This window comes from Nocardioides endophyticus (genome assembly GCF_039543845.1).
Taxonomy (GTDB): Bacteria; Actinomycetota; Actinomycetes; order Propionibacteriales; family Nocardioidaceae; genus Nocardioides; species Nocardioides endophyticus.
Window position 1 is genome coordinate 1 of the sequence record NZ_BAABKN010000037.1, and the last position, 14,377, is coordinate 14,377.

Genomic DNA, 14,377 nt, shown 5'->3' on the forward strand with positions numbered 1-14,377 from the left:
GCAGACTCCCGGACGAGCACTCGACACGAGGCTCGTTGCAACAACCGGTTGAGTCCGCAACTGGACATAGGGGCGCCGCCGGCGTACAATCGAACACATGTTCGATCTCGGCGTATCCCTCGATCCTCCCCGGTTGCGGGGATGGACGAGCGTGCTCGCCGACTCGGCCATCGCCGATGGTGCCGCGGCTCAGGTTGACGAGATTCGGGCGCTCGAGGAGCTCGTCTGCGCGGCTCAGGCCCGACAGCTGCGCCTCGCCGGTGTGCTGGATGCCAGCAGCCGCGACGGGCGCGGCGTCGCCGAGCAGGTGGCGTTGGCCCGACGCGAGTCGCCGCACCGGGGCCGGCAGCACCTCTCGCTCGCCCGGATCGCCCACGAGCTCCCGCACGTGATGACGGCGTTCCGGCGCGGTCTGGTCACCGAGTGGCGGGTCAGCACGATCGCTCGTGAGACCGCCTGCCTGTCGCTCGAGGATCGGCTCACGGTCGACCGGGCGATCGCGGGTGACCCCGAGGCCTTCGCAGGCTACTCCGACCGGGTGGTCGTCGCCGAGGTCCGCAAGCTGGCCGCCCGTCTCGATCCGGCCGCGGTCGCCGAACGCCGTCGCCGCGCGGAGTCCGAACGCCGTGTCACGGCGCGACCCGCGCCGGATACGATGCTCTACCTCACCGCCCTGCTGCCGGTGGCCGAAGGAGTGGCGGCGTACGCCGCGCTGACCGCCGAGGCCGGGCGTGCTCGCGCCGCCGGCGACCCGCGCACCCGCGGCCAGGTGATGGCCGACGCGCTGGTCGCTCGGGTCACCGGTGCCCAGGTCGACGCGGGAGGGCGCCCGGTCGTCCCGGTCTCGATCGACCTGGTCATGACGGACCTGGCGCTGTTGGGTGGCGCCCATGACGGCGCCGCAATCTCAGGCCACGGCCCGGTCCCCGCCGACCTCGCTCGCGAGCTCGTCCTGCGCGGTGTCGACGCCGGCTCCCGCACCTGGCTGCGCCGTCTGTACACGTCGCCGGAGACCGGCGAGCTCGTCGCTATGGACTCGCGGCAGCGGCTCTTCCCGCGTGCCCTCGCCACGTTCCTCCGGCTCCGTGACCAGTGGTGCCGCACCCCGTGGTGCAACGCCCCGATCCGGCACGCCGACCACATCGTCGGAGTCGCCGAAGGCGGCAACACCTCGGCCGAGTTCGGCCAAGGCCTCTGCGAGTGCTGCAACTACGCCAAGCAGGCCGACGGCTGGCGGCACCGACCCAGACCCGGTCCGGACGGCCACGGCGTCGACATCACGACCCCGACCGGCCACCGGTACCGATCCACCGCACCGCCCCTCGTCGGGCTGCGCCATCCCGCCTTCCGTCAGGTCGCCGAAGGTCGCTGGCTCCTGATCGCGTGATCCGCCTCCTCGAGCATTCGCTACTACTAGACGATCCCTGTCGAAGGCTCGGGTCGCGGCAGATCCGGATGGTCGCGTTGCTACGACGGACTGTTGCTGGGTCGACCACCGACGAGGCCGACCACCGCGCAACAGATAAGCAGGATCCATGCTGCGCCGGCCAGGATCGAGTCCCACGTCGACCCATGCTGCGCAGGGATTCTCAGCGCCCATGCCGTGATGAAACCGGCCACCATGATGGCGAGAACTGGGCGCTCGCGCCATGCAGGCAGGTAGGTCTTCAGACGGCGCATGGCTGACCCACGGCCTTGGAATACGCAGTCACGAAAGCAGGATATGGGTCGCGCAGCCTCACGTCCTGTCATCGGCTGCTTGTTCCATTGACCCCAGGACTGTTGCCTGGCGAGGCTCGGTCCAGGCGCCCGGGCTGTCGCTCTCATTTCGGCTGCCCACGCTGGTCGTGTGGCTCTCATTTGGCCTGCGCAGTCCGGGCGTCGCCAGGGTCAGGAGAGGCTCTAGAGGGGTTGCCCAGCTCGAAGCAGCGTTGCCCTCCCGGCTCGACAATCGGAACGGTTCGAGCATCGGAGGAAGGCGTGAATGCATCGACAGCAGCATCGAGAGCAGCGGGGCGGGTCGCACTCGTCGGCACCAGGATGTCGGGGTGCGGCCGGTGGTCACCGACGAGGAGCTCGAGGTGCTGAGGCTCCTGGTCGACCGGCGTCGCTCCCTGGGCGAGGAGCACACCCGCAAGACCTGTCAGCTGCACGGATTGCTGCTCGAGCTGATCCCGGGCGGAGCCAAACGCGACCTGTCCGCGTCCCAGGCCAAGGCGCTACTGGCCAAGACCCGACCGCGTGACGTCGTCGGCAAGACCCGCCGCCGGGTGGCCGCCGAGCTGATCGCAGACCTGGAGCGGATTTACGCCAGGAAGAAGGCCGCGAACAAGGAGCTCACCGAGCTGGTCGAAGCCACCGGCACCACATTGCTGGACCTGAACGGCATTGGTCCCACCGGTGCCGCCCGGTTGCTAGTCGAAGTCGGCGACATCACCCGGTTCCCGAACAAGGCGCACTTCGCATCCTGGAACGGCACCGCACCCCTGGACGCCTCCTCCGGCGACCAGGTCCGGCATCGGCTGTCCCGCAAAGGCAACCGACAGATCAACCGGGTCCTGCACACCCAGCCCGCGTACAGCTCCGCAATCCCACCGAGGGCTGGGCCTACTACGACCGCAAGAAGGCCGACGGGAAAGCGCCGATGGAAGCCATGCGGTGCGTGAAGCGCCGACTGTGCGACATCGTGTTCCAGACCATGCTCAACGACGCTGTCCGCACCACCGAGGCGACCAAGAGGACGGGCCCGGGAGGACAACGGGGAAACGACTCTGACTCCAGCGCGGCCGGCTCACATCCCAACACCAGCTCTTCGGACAAGTCACTTCCCGGACCCGCCGAACAACACCCTAGAACCCCACTCCCGACTGCGTCTTGACACAGAGGGGTGCCAGGTCCGGACGTTTGATGACGCGCTCAGGCGGGGACGGGAGCATCCTGGGTGACGGCGGCTGCGTCGTCGAAGGAGCACCGACCCCCTGTTGGTCGGGCTAACATGCCGCATGAGGATCTGGGGGCGCTCGCGGCTCCGTCGAACTGTTCCAACCGTCGTCGTGCTCACCTTGGCCGTGGCGCTTCTGGGCGTCGCGCCTGCTGAGGCCGCATCGCCGAAGGTGCGGCACGCGGAGGGTCTGCTGCTGGTCCCGAACAACGGGTGGACCAAATTCTCCCCGAACGGCGACGGCTCGCAGGACAGAACGGGGTTCTCCTACCGGCCCACCCGCCGTGCCACGGTGCAGGTCACCGTCCGCGACGCCCGCGGGGCCGTCGTGCGCGCCGCGAACCTCGGCAAGCAGGCGGGGGGTTGGCACTACTGGACGTGGAACGGCCGCAACCGTCATGGCGCCTACGTCCGCGACGGCGCCTACCGGGTGACGTTCACCGCGACCGCGACCAGGCACGGGAAGCAGCTCCGCGACAGCGACACCTCCCGGGCCGTTGCGCGGACGAGGTTCGACAGGTCGCCGAACGGCATCGTCTTCGTGCCCGGGGTCTACCTCGACCGAGACGCGATCTACCGCGACACCACGTACTTCAAGGACGAGTTCTCGTGGAACGGCGAGTTCTACCGGACCTCTATGCAAGGCTCCTTAGGAAGTCGCGGCGCCAGCCGCATTACCGGCCCGGACGGCGGCGTCGTCTACGAGCGCGGCGAGCGGTACGACGGCGACAACCAGGACAACACCTGGGACGGGACCGACGAGGACGGCGTCAGGGTGCCCGCGGGGACCTACACCCTGGTCAACACCTGGGTGGACCTGTACGGGAACCACCTGTCCGTGACGAAGCCGCTCGTGGTCGGCGATGGCTCCCGGGTCGAGCAGCACCACTCCGTGACGGTGACCCCCGCCGAGGCCCGCGTCGGAACCGCCACCGAACCGTTCGAGTTCCTGGCCGGGAGCCACAAGACGGGGTTCTACCTCACGTACGCCTGCCCGCCCAGGGCCAGCGACCGCTTCCCGGCCGGGGCGCTGTCGTTCGCGCTCTACGACCCGCGCTGCACGGTCAGCGACGACACCTTCAAGGTCGCCTTGCCGGTCGACCTCGACCTGACCTTCGACACGGTCACGCTGACGGCCGTCGGCGGTCCGACCACGCCAGGCGGCGAAGGCTCCGCGACGCTCGGCCTCACTCTCTTCACGCCCCCGGCCAGGACCGCCGCGGGCGACGAGGCCACCACGGTCGTGCAGACCAAGCGGGGACAGTTCCAGCCCCCAGCGAACGATGTCACGTGGTACGTGAGACGGGAGACCGGCGGGTACGACTTCAAGTCCTTCACCGTCGACATCTACCACTACGAGCCACCGGCCTAAAGGCCTGCCGCGCGACTCACGCCGGAAGGTGCGCGTGCAGCTCTCGGTTGAACGTGACGCTCGCTCATCGGCAGAGTCGCGCACTGTCAGCGGCATGAGCGTGCGTCTCCGAGCGCCCTACGCGGCATCGATCAGGATGCAGATCGGTTGTCGACCGCGCAGTCGGGTCAGAGAATCTGCGGATGCTGTGATCCTCAACGCGCAGCGGGGCGTTTCGACCGCCCCATCGCTCTCGGTTGCATAGTCTTCGACCTCCTACGGAATGGAGAGTCCGTTGCACTGCTCCCACCCGGTCGCATCGAAGGTTTCGGTAGCGATCGCCTGTCTGTTCTTCGGCGGTGGCCTCGTCGCGTGCGGACCTGACGACTCGACGGAGCCACACGGAGCGTCCCGGGACGACACAACCTCGCGGGTAGCGACCACGCCAGAGGGGCTGGCAGCGGTCGGGCTCACCCATGTTGATCCGTCGATCGTCTCGAAGGTCGAGGGGTACACAGACGAGAGCGGTGGTGCCATGGTCTCGATCACGCTCGACGATGGCCCTGGGGACGTCCTCTACCTGGCAACAAGATCTTCGGACTTCGGGCTTCCGAGTTCGAGTTCGTGCGCCCAAGCGCGCAAGCAGGCCGAGTCGCCGGAGTCCCGCGTCGTGTGGTGTAAGCGCGGGCATGGCTCCATCGCTGGTGATCGGGTCAACGCCGGGCCACAGGAATCAGGTCATCGGAACAAGGGTCACAGCGGAGGGCTCAGTTTCCGCGTGGATTGACCCGGTCTCGGACCGCAAGGACGCAATCCGCTTAGTGCGAGCACAACTCGCCGACGACCGACTGGGATACCTCACCAGCCCGGAGGTCATCGCTATGGGCGACCGCCTGGATCAGTTCGAGCACGTCGACGTCACGGGGTCGATCGAAGTTCAGACTTCCGACGACTGGCCATCGGGGCTCACATCCGCCTCGGATGCAACAGGCGCTCATCGACAGATCCGCGCGTTGGTCAGGCGGCGATATGGCGCGCCGCGTTGAGCGGTTGTCTGGCAGACGTCGACGGGGCGGGCCTGCTGTTTGGCGCGCTCTGGCTGCTCCTGTTCGTCTAGCGGCTGGAATCGACTGTCGCCGCTCGTCTTGAGGCGGCAGAGTGTGTCCGTGCCTCATCCCGACGAAGTGTTCGCAGCCCTCGTGGCCGCCTTCCCGGGGCTGGAGGTCCGTCGAGCCGGGGACGAAGCAGTGCTCATGTTCCGGTGGGACGAGGCCCAGCTGTACGGCGTACCGCTGTCACTCACGAGCATCGATCGGCGGCTCGACTGGGACCGGCCCGCTCATGACTTGAGCGAGTGGCTCGAATCGGTCGGCCTCTGGTTGATGGAGGACGTCGAGAACGGCTTCATCCATCGGGCGCGCCGGCGTCTCGCCGACGGTTACGTCGAACTGCGCGGGCCCGGTTGGCCAAGTGACCTCCGCTTCTGGGTCGAAGCGGTTGGCCCGAGAGACCACGACGCGTGGCTGCGGGTCCCGTTCGTGCAACGCGACGGGCTGAACCCAGCGCCGGCAGTCGAGCGTCGTGACGCGAAGACGCTGGTCGCCTGGGTGACCGCTTACGAGAACAACTCCTCAGGCAGTCCCTACCTCGCGCAAGCCACTGTCATCCAAACGCGGCCCGCGGTCGCAGAGATCGATCACATCGAGTTCGCGGCAGGCGTGCCAGACACCCTGATCCTCGACGTGGTGCGAACGGCCACGCACGCGGCCGCAGGAGCTGCCTCCGTCATCACCCGCCTGTCGCTACCCCAGCTGGCTGTCGCGGGCTTTCGCCCGCAGGGCGACCATCAGGCCGTCGACACCACGTTCCTCGATGAAGATCACGACGCGGCGCAAGCGCTCCTCGATGACGAGCTCGCCAAGCGCGGCCGATGGGGCCGCGACCGTGACGAGGCCGGCCGATATCTGCCGACCACCCGAGTGGGTCGCTTAGGACACCGACTGCGCCATGGCCCCAATGGCACGAAGAAGCGGACGTTCGCCGACTGAGGACCCGGGGCCGACCGCCGGGACCGAGCGAGTTTGGCGTGTCAGCAGTTGGACCCTCGCCGTATGGCGGTGGATGACGCACCCTTGCGAACGCGCGGGTCGCACCCACGTCCATACCCACTCCGCTGCGGTGCTCGACACCGCGACAGGTGGGGAGAGCCTCAGGAGGCGCGCAGTCCGAAGTTCCCGACCTCCGCGCACGTGAGCCTGAGCAACACTCCCGCAAGGAGCCCGTCAGCGCGCGACCTTGTGTCCCTTGCTGGTCTTGGTGACGCTGAGGTAGCTCGGCTTTGTCGCGGTGACGCGAACCTTGATGACCCTGCCGCGGTCGGCCTTGCGGATCTTGTAGTGGGCTTTGGTGGCACCGCGCACCGCGTGTCCGTTCCGCAGCCAGCGGTAGCGGAACTTGACCGAACTCGGGCGCCAGCCGGTGGTTTGCGCGGTCAGCCGACTACCGACCTTCGCCTTCCCCGCGACCTTGACCTGGCCGACCTTGAGGGCCCGCTTCGCGACGGTGGCCGTGGAGGTGCTGACGTACTCGTTCGGCCAGCCCGGGCGGCTGATCGTGACGCGGACCTTCAGCTTCTTGTTCACGTCGACGGCTCGCACCTTGTAACGGCTCGCGGTTGCGCCCCCGATGGCGGCGGCTCCTCGAAGCCACTGGTAGCTCAACGTCGCCTTCGGGTCGGCGCTGACGCGGGTCGGCGCCGCGATGATCCGCCCGACGGTCGGCCTGCCGGCTGGGGCTGCGGCCGCCGGCAACGCTAGGGCTGGTCGGCTTCCGCTGACCTGCACCACGGCTCGCTGGAAGGTGTCGCTTCCGTCGACGTAGTTGCCGGCACTGTCGGTCTTGTAGATGTTCAGGCGCGCCTCGACACGCGCCCCGGAGTGGGCGGCCGAGATCGGGAAGGTGGAGGCCGCGGCGTTGTACGACGTGTACCGCGGCTGCGGCACACCGTCGACGAACCATCTGATCTCGCTGTACGTGTTGGCGGGCTTGCCGAGACTGGCCGTGAGCGTGGCGCCAGGATCAGCGGCGCCGGTGATCGTCAGTGGCGATGTCGGCTGCACGTGGGTGGTACCGACTTTCGTGACCGGCGTCCCGAGCCTGGCGGGCTTGTAGCCGGGCAGGCTGGCGGTCACGGTGGCGTAGATCCAGGTCCCGGACTGTGCCGCCGTCGGGACGTACGTCGACGAGGTGGCGCCGGGGATAGCAGTGCTCGGGGAGCCGTCGCTGTGGGTCATCCACTGGTAGCTGAAGGTGGCGTTCGTGGGCCGCCATCCCTCCTGCCCGACGATGGTGAGGGGTTCGCCCACCTTGTAGGAGCCGAGGATGAAGGGGTCGACCGGCGCCATGCCGAGGCCTTGCGTGGGCAGCGTGACGGAGAGCGTCTTGGATGGTGCTGCTGCTGTCGAGGTCCAGGTCTGTGCTGTCTGCCAGGAGGTGGCGTTGGGCCAGCACCTGTCGTGGTGGCGCACCTCGGGCTGCCAGTAGAACTCTGCCGACGAGGATTCGCCGTAGTACGAATCAGAGAAGCAGACGCGGTACTGGCCGCCGAGCTGCACCTGCCGGGAGAAGCGCCCTGCGCTGTCGGTGAGCTTCGGCCCGAACTGGAGCGTCGTCCACTCGCCGCCCTCCAGCGTGTAGAGCTCCCAATACACGTTCTCGAGCGGCTTCCCGTCCGAGTCGACCGCGGTGCCCGTGATCGTGCCGGTGGCGGCCTGTGCCGGGATGGCGGCGGTCGGTACGAACAGCAGCGCAAGAGCAGCAACCAGGAAGGGACGGAGGAGGAGGCCGAGGACACGCATGACGCAGAATTTACCGTGCAGAGGAGTCCGTGCTGGGACTGGGTGCTCGGCCGAACGACCGAGGCTGGCGCGCAGGGCGTTCTCGGAGATCACCGGGAAGATGCGGGCGGCCTGCCAGTCCGGGTGGATGTCGGACCAGTCGTAGAACGACGTGACCAGGGTGCCACCGTGGGCCGGCTCCAGGCGGTCGCCAGCGTCCTGGAGCATGCGGGTGGCGTCAGACATGCGCCGAACCTGGCATGGGTAGGGATGCCGCCATGGGCGCAGAGACAGGTCGCATCACCCCCGACATCCCGGCCCGTCGACCAGGGAGCTCAGCGGCCCGTCCATCCGGCACGCCAACCTTGGCGAAGTCTCCACCGTGCCGGCCCGCGTACGCTGGCGTCATGGAAGGCGTCGTGTTCTTGCTCGTGATCGCCGTGATCGTGGCGATCGTCGTCGTGACCCAACGCCGCTCGAAGGCCCGTGAGCTGGAGCGCAAGGACGCCGAGCTGGCACCGGTGCGCAAGCTCGCGTTCGAGGACGCGACGGCGCTCGGAGAGCAGCTCCAGGAGCTGGACCTCGATCTGGCCGGTCGCGAGCTGGACGCCGGGGCCAACGCCGACTACCAGCGGGCGCTGGACGCCTACGAGTCGTCGAAGACGGCCGTCGAGGCGATCTCCGAGCCCGAGGACGTCCGCCACGTCACCCAGATCCTCGACGATGGCCGCTACGCGATCGCCTGCGTGCGGGCGCGGGTCGACGGCCTGCCGCTGCCGACCCGCCGACCGCCGTGCTTCTTCGACCCGCGTCACGGGCTCTCGGTCACCGACGTCCTGTGGTCGCCACCCGCCGGAGCACCGCGCGACGTCCCCGCCTGCGCGCTCGACGCCGAGCGGGTGCAGGCCGGCGCCGACCCGGACTCGCGGATGGTGATGGTCGGCGCCCAGCGGGTGCCGTACTACCAGGGCGGCCGCGCCTACCAGCCGTACGCCGCCGGCTACTTCGGCGCGTTCGGCCCGATGGAGATCATGTTCGCCGGGATGCTCTTCGGTGGGCTGGGTGGCTTCGACATGATGGGCGACGGCCTCGGTGCGATCGGGGACGGGATCGGTGACCTCGGCGACGGCATCGGCGACGGGATCAGCGGCATCGGTGACGGCATCGGCGACGTCTTCGGCGGCTTCGACTTCTGACGTGCGGCGCCTTGCCCTGGTGGCGTGGGTCGCTGGACCCGCGGCTGCTGCTGCGCGACCGTGACGTGAGCCCGACCGGCGTACGCCGATTCTGCTGATCTAACCTCGACGCATGGCCCTGCACACGACGACGCTGGGTGAGCGCGGGCCGCTGGTGGCCTTCTGCCACGGGCTCTTCGGGCAGGGCAAGAACTGGACCACCATCGCCAAGGCGATCGCGGACGACCACCGCGTGCTGCTGGTCGACATGCCGCACCACGGCAAGTCGTCGTGGAGCGACCACTTCGACTACGTCGACGTCGCCGACCAGGTCGCCCAGCTGTTCAGCGCCGATGACCCGGTCGCGCTGGTCGGCCACTCCATGGGCGGCAAGGCGTCGATGGTGCTGGCGCTGCGCCACCCCGAGCTCGTCGAGCGGCTGTGCGTCGTCGACGTGTCGCCGGTGACCTACCACTCGCGCAGTGAGTTCGCGGGCTACGTCGAGGCGATGCAGGCGCTCGACCTCACGGCGCTCGAGCGCCGCAGCGATGCGGACGAGGCGCTGGTCGAGGCGGTGCCCGACCCGACGGTGCGCAGCTTCCTGCTGCAGAACCTGCGCCGCCACGACGACGGCTGGGCCTGGCAGCCGAACCTGGCCGTCCTGGGCCGCGACCTCGACCAGCTGGGGAGCTGGCCCGAGGACGCACTGGCCGAGACCCCGCCGTACGACGGGAAGACGCTGTGGGTGGCCGGCCAGGAGTCGCGCTACGTCCGCGAGGAGTTCGTCCCGGCGATGGACCGATGGTTCCCGCGCAACCGCCGCGTCACGATCAAGGGCGCCGGGCACTGGGTGCACTCGGAGCAGCCGGCCGTCTTCACCGAGGTGCTGCGGCGGTTCCTGGTTTGACCGGTCGGTCAGTCCTTGGCCTGACGCGCGCGATAGGCCGCCACCGCGTTGCGGTTGCCGCACGCGGTCGAGCAGAAGCGCCGCGACCGGTTGCGCGAGAGGTCCAGCACGATGCCGGTGCAGTGCTCGTCGGCACAGATCCCGAACCGCGACAGCTGGTCGTCACGCACCACGTCGATCATCGCCATGGCAGTGTCGACGACGATGCGGGTGGCGGGGCTGGCGTCGGTCGCGACGCCGTGCAGGTGCCAGTCCCATGGCCCGTGGCGCACTAGCTGGGGAGTCGTGCCGGACTCGGCGAGCAGCTCGTTGACCAGCTCGGCTGTGGTGTCCCGGTCGGAGCTCAGCAGCTCGTAGAGGATGGGTCGAATAGCGCGAACGCTCTCCAGCTCCTGGCGACCGGCGGCGCGGTGGTCGGTGTGGATGTACGCGGCGTACCACTGGTCCAGGTCCTCGACCTCGGTCAGCGTGTCGATGGAGACGGCGGAGTTCACCAGCACGACTGCGGCTTGCAGCATGGTGGTGGTGTCATCCGTAAACAGCATGTTCACAGATTACTGGATGGTGTCCACGCCTGTAGAGAAACGATGGATAGCATGAGTCGTGAGCAAAGTGGACGATGACGCGCCCGGCCTGGCGGGAGAGGTGCCTCACGGTTCCCGGCTCGTCGGAGGCCTCGCCTTCGCCGTGGTCTCGGCGGCGACCTTCGGTCTCTCCGGACCGCTCGCGAGGCCGCTGCTCGAGGCGGGGTGGAGCCCCGGGGCCATCGTCCTGGTCCGGGTGTCGATCGCCGCGCTGGTCGTGCTGCCCTTCGGGGTGGTCGCGCTGCGCAGGCGGTGGGACGTCCTGCGCCGCAATGCCGGCCTGGTCGCGGTGTACGGCGTGCTCGCGGTGGCCGGCGCCCAGTTCTGCTACTTCTCGGCCGTCGCGCACATGCAGGTCGGCCCGGCCCTGCTGATCGAGTACACCGCGCCTGCGGCCGTCGTGTGCTGGATGTGGCTGCGGCACGGTCAGCGCCCTGGACCGCTGACCCTGATCGGTGCCGGCGTCGCGGCCCTCGGGCTGGTGCTGGTGCTCGACCTGGTGTCGGGTGCCGACCTGTCCCCGGTCGGGGTGGCGTGGGCGCTGGCCGCGATGGTCGGGGCGGCGACGTACTTCGTGATCTCGGCCGACGAGGACAACGGGATGCCGCCGATGGTGCTGGCGGCCGGTGGCCTGGTGGTGGGTTCGCTCGCGCTCGGCCTGGCTGGGCTGGTCGGCCTGCTGCCGATGGAGGCGGCCACGTCCGCGGTCGCCTACGCGGGTGTCGACGTGGACTGGTGGGTGCCGCTGGTGGTGCTCGGCATCGTGACCGCTGCCATCCCGTACACGACCGGCATCGCGGCGAGCCGTCGTCTGGGATCACGGCTGGCGTCCTTCGTCGCGCTGCTCGAGGTCGTGGCCGGTGTGCTCTTCGCGTGGCTGCTGCTCGACGAGCTCCCCAGGGCGATCCAGCTGCTCGGCGGCATCCTGATCCTGGCTGGCGTCGTCGGGGTCAAGCTCGGGGAGCGGACCACCGCGGTCGACCGCTCCCTCGAGCTTCCGTAGGAACCGTTGCAACACAGCACCCGTCCCACACGTGTGTCTGACATGGACGTGGGGCTGACCGTGGAGCAGGTCGCCGCGGGCGTGGCGACCGGAGACGCGGTCTGGCGGGTGTGTGGCACCGGGACGCGTCGGACGGAGCAACCGCAACGCCTGGGCCGATCAGGGCCTGCGGTCGACCCTCCCTGCCTTCATCGGGTACCTCGGCTAACGCTGGTCCTGCCGTCTGACCCAGACCTCGCGGGTCAGCATCAGGATCGAGGCGGCGGTCGGGATCGCGAGCAGCGCGCCGACGACGCCGAAGAGCGCGGCGCCGGTCAGGGCGGCGATCACGGTGACCGCGCCGGGCACGTCGACGGACTTCGACATCACCCGCGGGTAGATCACGTAGTTCTCGAGCTGCTGGTAGACGATGTAGAAGATCGCGCAGGCCAGCCCGATCTTCCAGTCCTCGGCGAAGGCGATCGCGGTGACGATGACCGCCCCCAGCGTCGCGCCGATCATCGGGATCACGTCGAGGATCGCGACCACGAACGCGAGCGCCACGGCGTACTCGCTCAGGCCGACGATGAAGAGGAAGATCAGCGACGAGATGCCGGCGCACATCGCGACGATGAACGCGCCCGAGACGTAGCCGCCGACGCTACGCACCACCCGGTCGCCGAGCCTGGTGACCCGGTCGCGCCGCGAGGCCGGGGCCAGGCGGTAGAGGGCCGAGGTCGTGGTCCGCAGCGAGGCGAGGAAGTAGAGCGTCAGGACGGTGACGATGAAGCCGTTGAAGAGAGCACCCAGCACGGCCAGCCCGACACCGACCGCGCCGCCGAAGAGGGCTCCCGCGAAGTCGCCGTTGGTGACGTAGTCCTCGATCTTCTCGATGATGTCGTACTCGTCATCGAGCCGCTGGACCTGCCGGTTGCGCTGGAGCTGGTCGAGCCACAGCGGAGCGTTGTCGGTCAGTGAGCGCACCTGGTCGGCGATGACCGGCACGATCGCGACGAGGAAGAGCGCCAGTGCGGCGATCACGGCGAGGATCACGGTGAGCACGGCGTACGACCGGCTCATGCCGCGCCGCTCGAAGAAGCGGACGGCGGGATCGAGGCCGGCCGCGAGGAACAGCGCGACCACGATCAGCATCAGCGTGGAGCCGATGGCCTCGATCTGCATGGCCAGCCACAGCGCCACGAGGACGCCGAGCCCACCGAAGAAGCCGATGTAGAACGGCGCGTGCCGGTCCAGGGGCGGGCCGGGCTCGCCGAGGTAGTCCTCGTCGGTGGGGACGCCCGCGGTCTCCTTGTCGTCTTGGTCCGTCTCGGTGGGAGTGGCCTCTGGGGCGTCGGCCACTACTCGTCCTCGCCGAAGCCCGCGACCACGTCACGAAGCGAGGCGAGCTGGGCGGTGATGGCGTCGCGGCGCTTGGCCATCCGGTCTACCTCGGCGCGGATCGCGGCGAGGTCGCGCTCGGCCTCGGCGGCGCCGGAGGCGTGGATCGACTCGGCCTGGGTGCGCGCGGTGCTGACGACCTGCTCCGCCTCGCGGCGCGCGCGGCTCAGCAGTGCCTCGGCCTCGGTGGCGGCCTGGCTGCGATGCTCGGTGGCCTGGGCCGTGGCGGCCCGGGCGCGGTCCTCGGCGGCGGCGGCGCGCTCCTCGGCCTCCTGCACCAGGCGCTGGGTCTCGGCCGTGGCGCTGGCGTGGTGGTCGGTCGCCTCGCGGGCGAGCCGCTCCTTCTCGACGGCCAGCGTGCGCCGCGCCTCCTGGACCTCGCGGTCGGCACCGGCGCGCAGCTGCTCGGCCTCGCGCTTGGCGGTGGTGCGGAGCTCGTTGGTCTCCTGCTCGGCAGCCAGCCGGAGCTGATCGGCCGCGCGCTTGGCGGAGGCGACCAGGTCCTCGGCCTCGCTGCGAGCCAGGGCGCGCTCCTGCTCGGCGTCGGCGGTCAGCCGGCTGCGGTTCTCGTCGAGCTCCTTGAGCTGGACCAGGCGCATGTCCTCGGCCTCGCGCGCTGCGTCGGCGCGGATCGCCTTGGCGTCCCGCGTGGCCTGCGACCGGATCTCGGCCGCGTCGCGCTCGGCGGTCTCACGGACCTCGCCCGCCTCCTCCTCCGCGAGCCGCAGCATCGCGGAGGCGCGACCGCCGAGCCCGGCGTACGACGGGTTCTTGTTCTCGGCCAGCTCTGCCTGGAGGGCGGCGACCTGCTTCTCGAGGTCGAGGACACGGGCCTCGGACTCGGAAAGGCTCTTGCTGAGGCCGGACTTCTCGCTGCTGAGCTGCCGGAGCTGCGCGTCGACGGCGTCGCGGTCGTAGCCGCCGCGGCGGACCACGGGGAGCGCGCTGGGGCCGGGCGGCGGGGCGGCGGGCTGTGCCGCGGGCCGGGCAGGGGGGCGGGCTGCGGCGGCCGGCGGGGTCACCGGGGCCGCCGGAGCCTGGGCCGCCGGTGTGGGAGCCTCGCCCTTGCGCGGTGGCACGGCGGGCATCACCTGAGTGGCGTCGTTCTCGGCGGTGCGGGTCTCGTCCTCTTCCGGCTCGTTGTCGTCGAAGATGGACAGTCCCTGGTCGCTCATCGCGGCGCTGCTCCTTGTTGTCGGACCT

At 69.5% G+C, this 14,377-nt stretch carries 12 protein-coding genes; 7 read left to right on the plus strand and 5 right to left on the minus strand.

Translation table 11 applies throughout. The features are described from left to right. The first annotated feature begins 97 nt into the window (after positions 1 to 97). On the plus strand, positions 98 to 1,387 hold the full coding sequence (locus ABEA33_RS26045) for an HNH endonuclease (protein ID WP_345530058.1): 1,290 nt from the start codon (positions 98 to 100) through the stop codon (positions 1,385 to 1,387). An 80-nt stretch (positions 1,388 to 1,467) separates the two neighbouring features. Here ABEA33_RS26045 and ABEA33_RS26050 read toward each other — a convergent pair whose 3' ends face one another. Next, a complete protein-coding gene (locus ABEA33_RS26050; RefSeq protein WP_345530059.1) occupies positions 1,468 to 1,680 on the minus strand; it encodes a hypothetical protein in 213 nt (70 codons plus the stop codon). A gap of 368 nt (positions 1,681 to 2,048) precedes the next feature. On the opposite strand from ABEA33_RS26050, the gene ABEA33_RS26055 reads away from it, so the two are divergent. From ABEA33_RS26055 to ABEA33_RS26065, 3 genes are all read left to right on the plus strand, one after another. Then, a complete protein-coding gene (locus ABEA33_RS26055) occupies positions 2,049 to 2,666 on the plus strand; it encodes a transposase (protein WP_345530060.1) in 618 nt (205 codons plus the stop codon). Between the two features lie 387 nt (positions 2,667 to 3,053). Further along, entirely contained in the window at positions 3,054 to 4,313 is a 1,260-nt protein-coding gene (locus tag ABEA33_RS26060; RefSeq protein WP_345530061.1) for a FlgD immunoglobulin-like domain containing protein, read from the plus strand. Positions 4,314 to 5,458: 1,145 nt separating this feature from the next. After that, entirely contained in the window at positions 5,459 to 6,340 is an 882-nt protein-coding gene (locus ABEA33_RS26065) for a hypothetical protein (RefSeq protein WP_345530062.1), read from the plus strand. A gap of 234 nt (positions 6,341 to 6,574) precedes the next feature. On the opposite strand, the gene ABEA33_RS26070 is transcribed toward ABEA33_RS26065, so the two are convergent. Beyond that, a complete protein-coding gene (locus ABEA33_RS26070; protein WP_345530063.1) occupies positions 6,575 to 8,374 on the minus strand; it encodes a hypothetical protein in 1,800 nt (599 codons plus the stop codon). Positions 8,375 to 8,535: 161 nt separating this feature from the next. Here ABEA33_RS26070 and ABEA33_RS26075 point away from each other — a divergent pair, with 161 nt between their 5' ends. Together ABEA33_RS26075 and ABEA33_RS26080 are read left to right on the plus strand one after the other, a co-directional pair. Then, positions 8,536 to 9,324, plus strand: coding sequence for a hypothetical protein (locus tag ABEA33_RS26075; protein WP_345530064.1), 789 nt, complete (start codon positions 8,536 to 8,538; stop codon positions 9,322 to 9,324). 112 nt (positions 9,325 to 9,436) lie between these two features. After that, a complete protein-coding gene (locus tag ABEA33_RS26080; RefSeq protein WP_345530065.1) occupies positions 9,437 to 10,210 on the plus strand; it encodes an alpha/beta fold hydrolase in 774 nt (257 codons plus the stop codon). Positions 10,211 to 10,218: 8 nt separating this feature from the next. On the opposite strand, the gene ABEA33_RS26085 is transcribed toward ABEA33_RS26080, so the two are convergent. Next, positions 10,219 to 10,755, minus strand: a complete 537-nt coding sequence (locus ABEA33_RS26085; RefSeq protein WP_345530066.1) for a CGNR zinc finger domain-containing protein — start codon at positions 10,753 to 10,755, stop codon at positions 10,219 to 10,221. A 58-nt stretch (positions 10,756 to 10,813) separates the two neighbouring features. Between ABEA33_RS26085 and ABEA33_RS26090 the strand changes: the two genes are divergently transcribed. Then, positions 10,814 to 11,797, plus strand: coding sequence for an EamA family transporter (locus tag ABEA33_RS26090; protein ID WP_345530067.1), 984 nt, complete (start codon positions 10,814 to 10,816; stop codon positions 11,795 to 11,797). A gap of 204 nt (positions 11,798 to 12,001) precedes the next feature. Here ABEA33_RS26090 and ABEA33_RS26095 read toward each other — a convergent pair whose 3' ends face one another. After that, positions 12,002 to 13,135: an AI-2E family transporter gene (locus ABEA33_RS26095; RefSeq protein ID WP_345530068.1), complete on the minus strand. Its 1,134-nt coding sequence runs from the start codon at positions 13,133 to 13,135 to the stop codon at positions 12,002 to 12,004. Next, positions 13,135 to 14,349 (minus strand): coiled-coil domain-containing protein, encoded by a 1,215-nt coding sequence (locus tag ABEA33_RS26100; RefSeq protein WP_345530069.1) that lies wholly within the window; start codon positions 14,347 to 14,349, stop codon positions 13,135 to 13,137. The genes ABEA33_RS26095 and ABEA33_RS26100 overlap by 1 nt, the downstream gene beginning before the upstream one ends. Positions 14,350 to 14,377: the final 28 nt, after the last annotated feature.

Bases quoted from the DNA above. Each gene is read 5' to 3' on its own strand.
- ABEA33_RS26070 (WP_345530063.1), bottom strand. From the start codon at position 8,374: ATGTCTGACGCCACCCGCATGCTCCAGGACGCTGGCGACCGCCTGGAG.
- ABEA33_RS26080 (WP_345530065.1), top strand. From the start codon at position 9,437: ATGGCCCTGCACACGACGACGCTGGGTGAGCGCGGGCCGCTGGTGGCC.
- ABEA33_RS26100 (WP_345530069.1), bottom strand. From the start codon at position 14,349: ATGAGCGACCAGGGACTGTCCATCTTCGACGACAACGAGCCGGAAGAG.
- ABEA33_RS26050 (WP_345530059.1), bottom strand. From the start codon at position 1,680: ATGCGCCGTCTGAAGACCTACCTGCCTGCATGGCGCGAGCGCCCAGTT.
- ABEA33_RS26075 (WP_345530064.1), top strand. From the start codon at position 8,536: ATGGAAGGCGTCGTGTTCTTGCTCGTGATCGCCGTGATCGTGGCGATC.
- ABEA33_RS26045 (WP_345530058.1), top strand. From the start codon at position 98: ATGTTCGATCTCGGCGTATCCCTCGATCCTCCCCGGTTGCGGGGATGG.
- ABEA33_RS26085 (WP_345530066.1), bottom strand. From the start codon at position 10,755: ATGCTGTTTACGGATGACACCACCACCATGCTGCAAGCCGCAGTCGTG.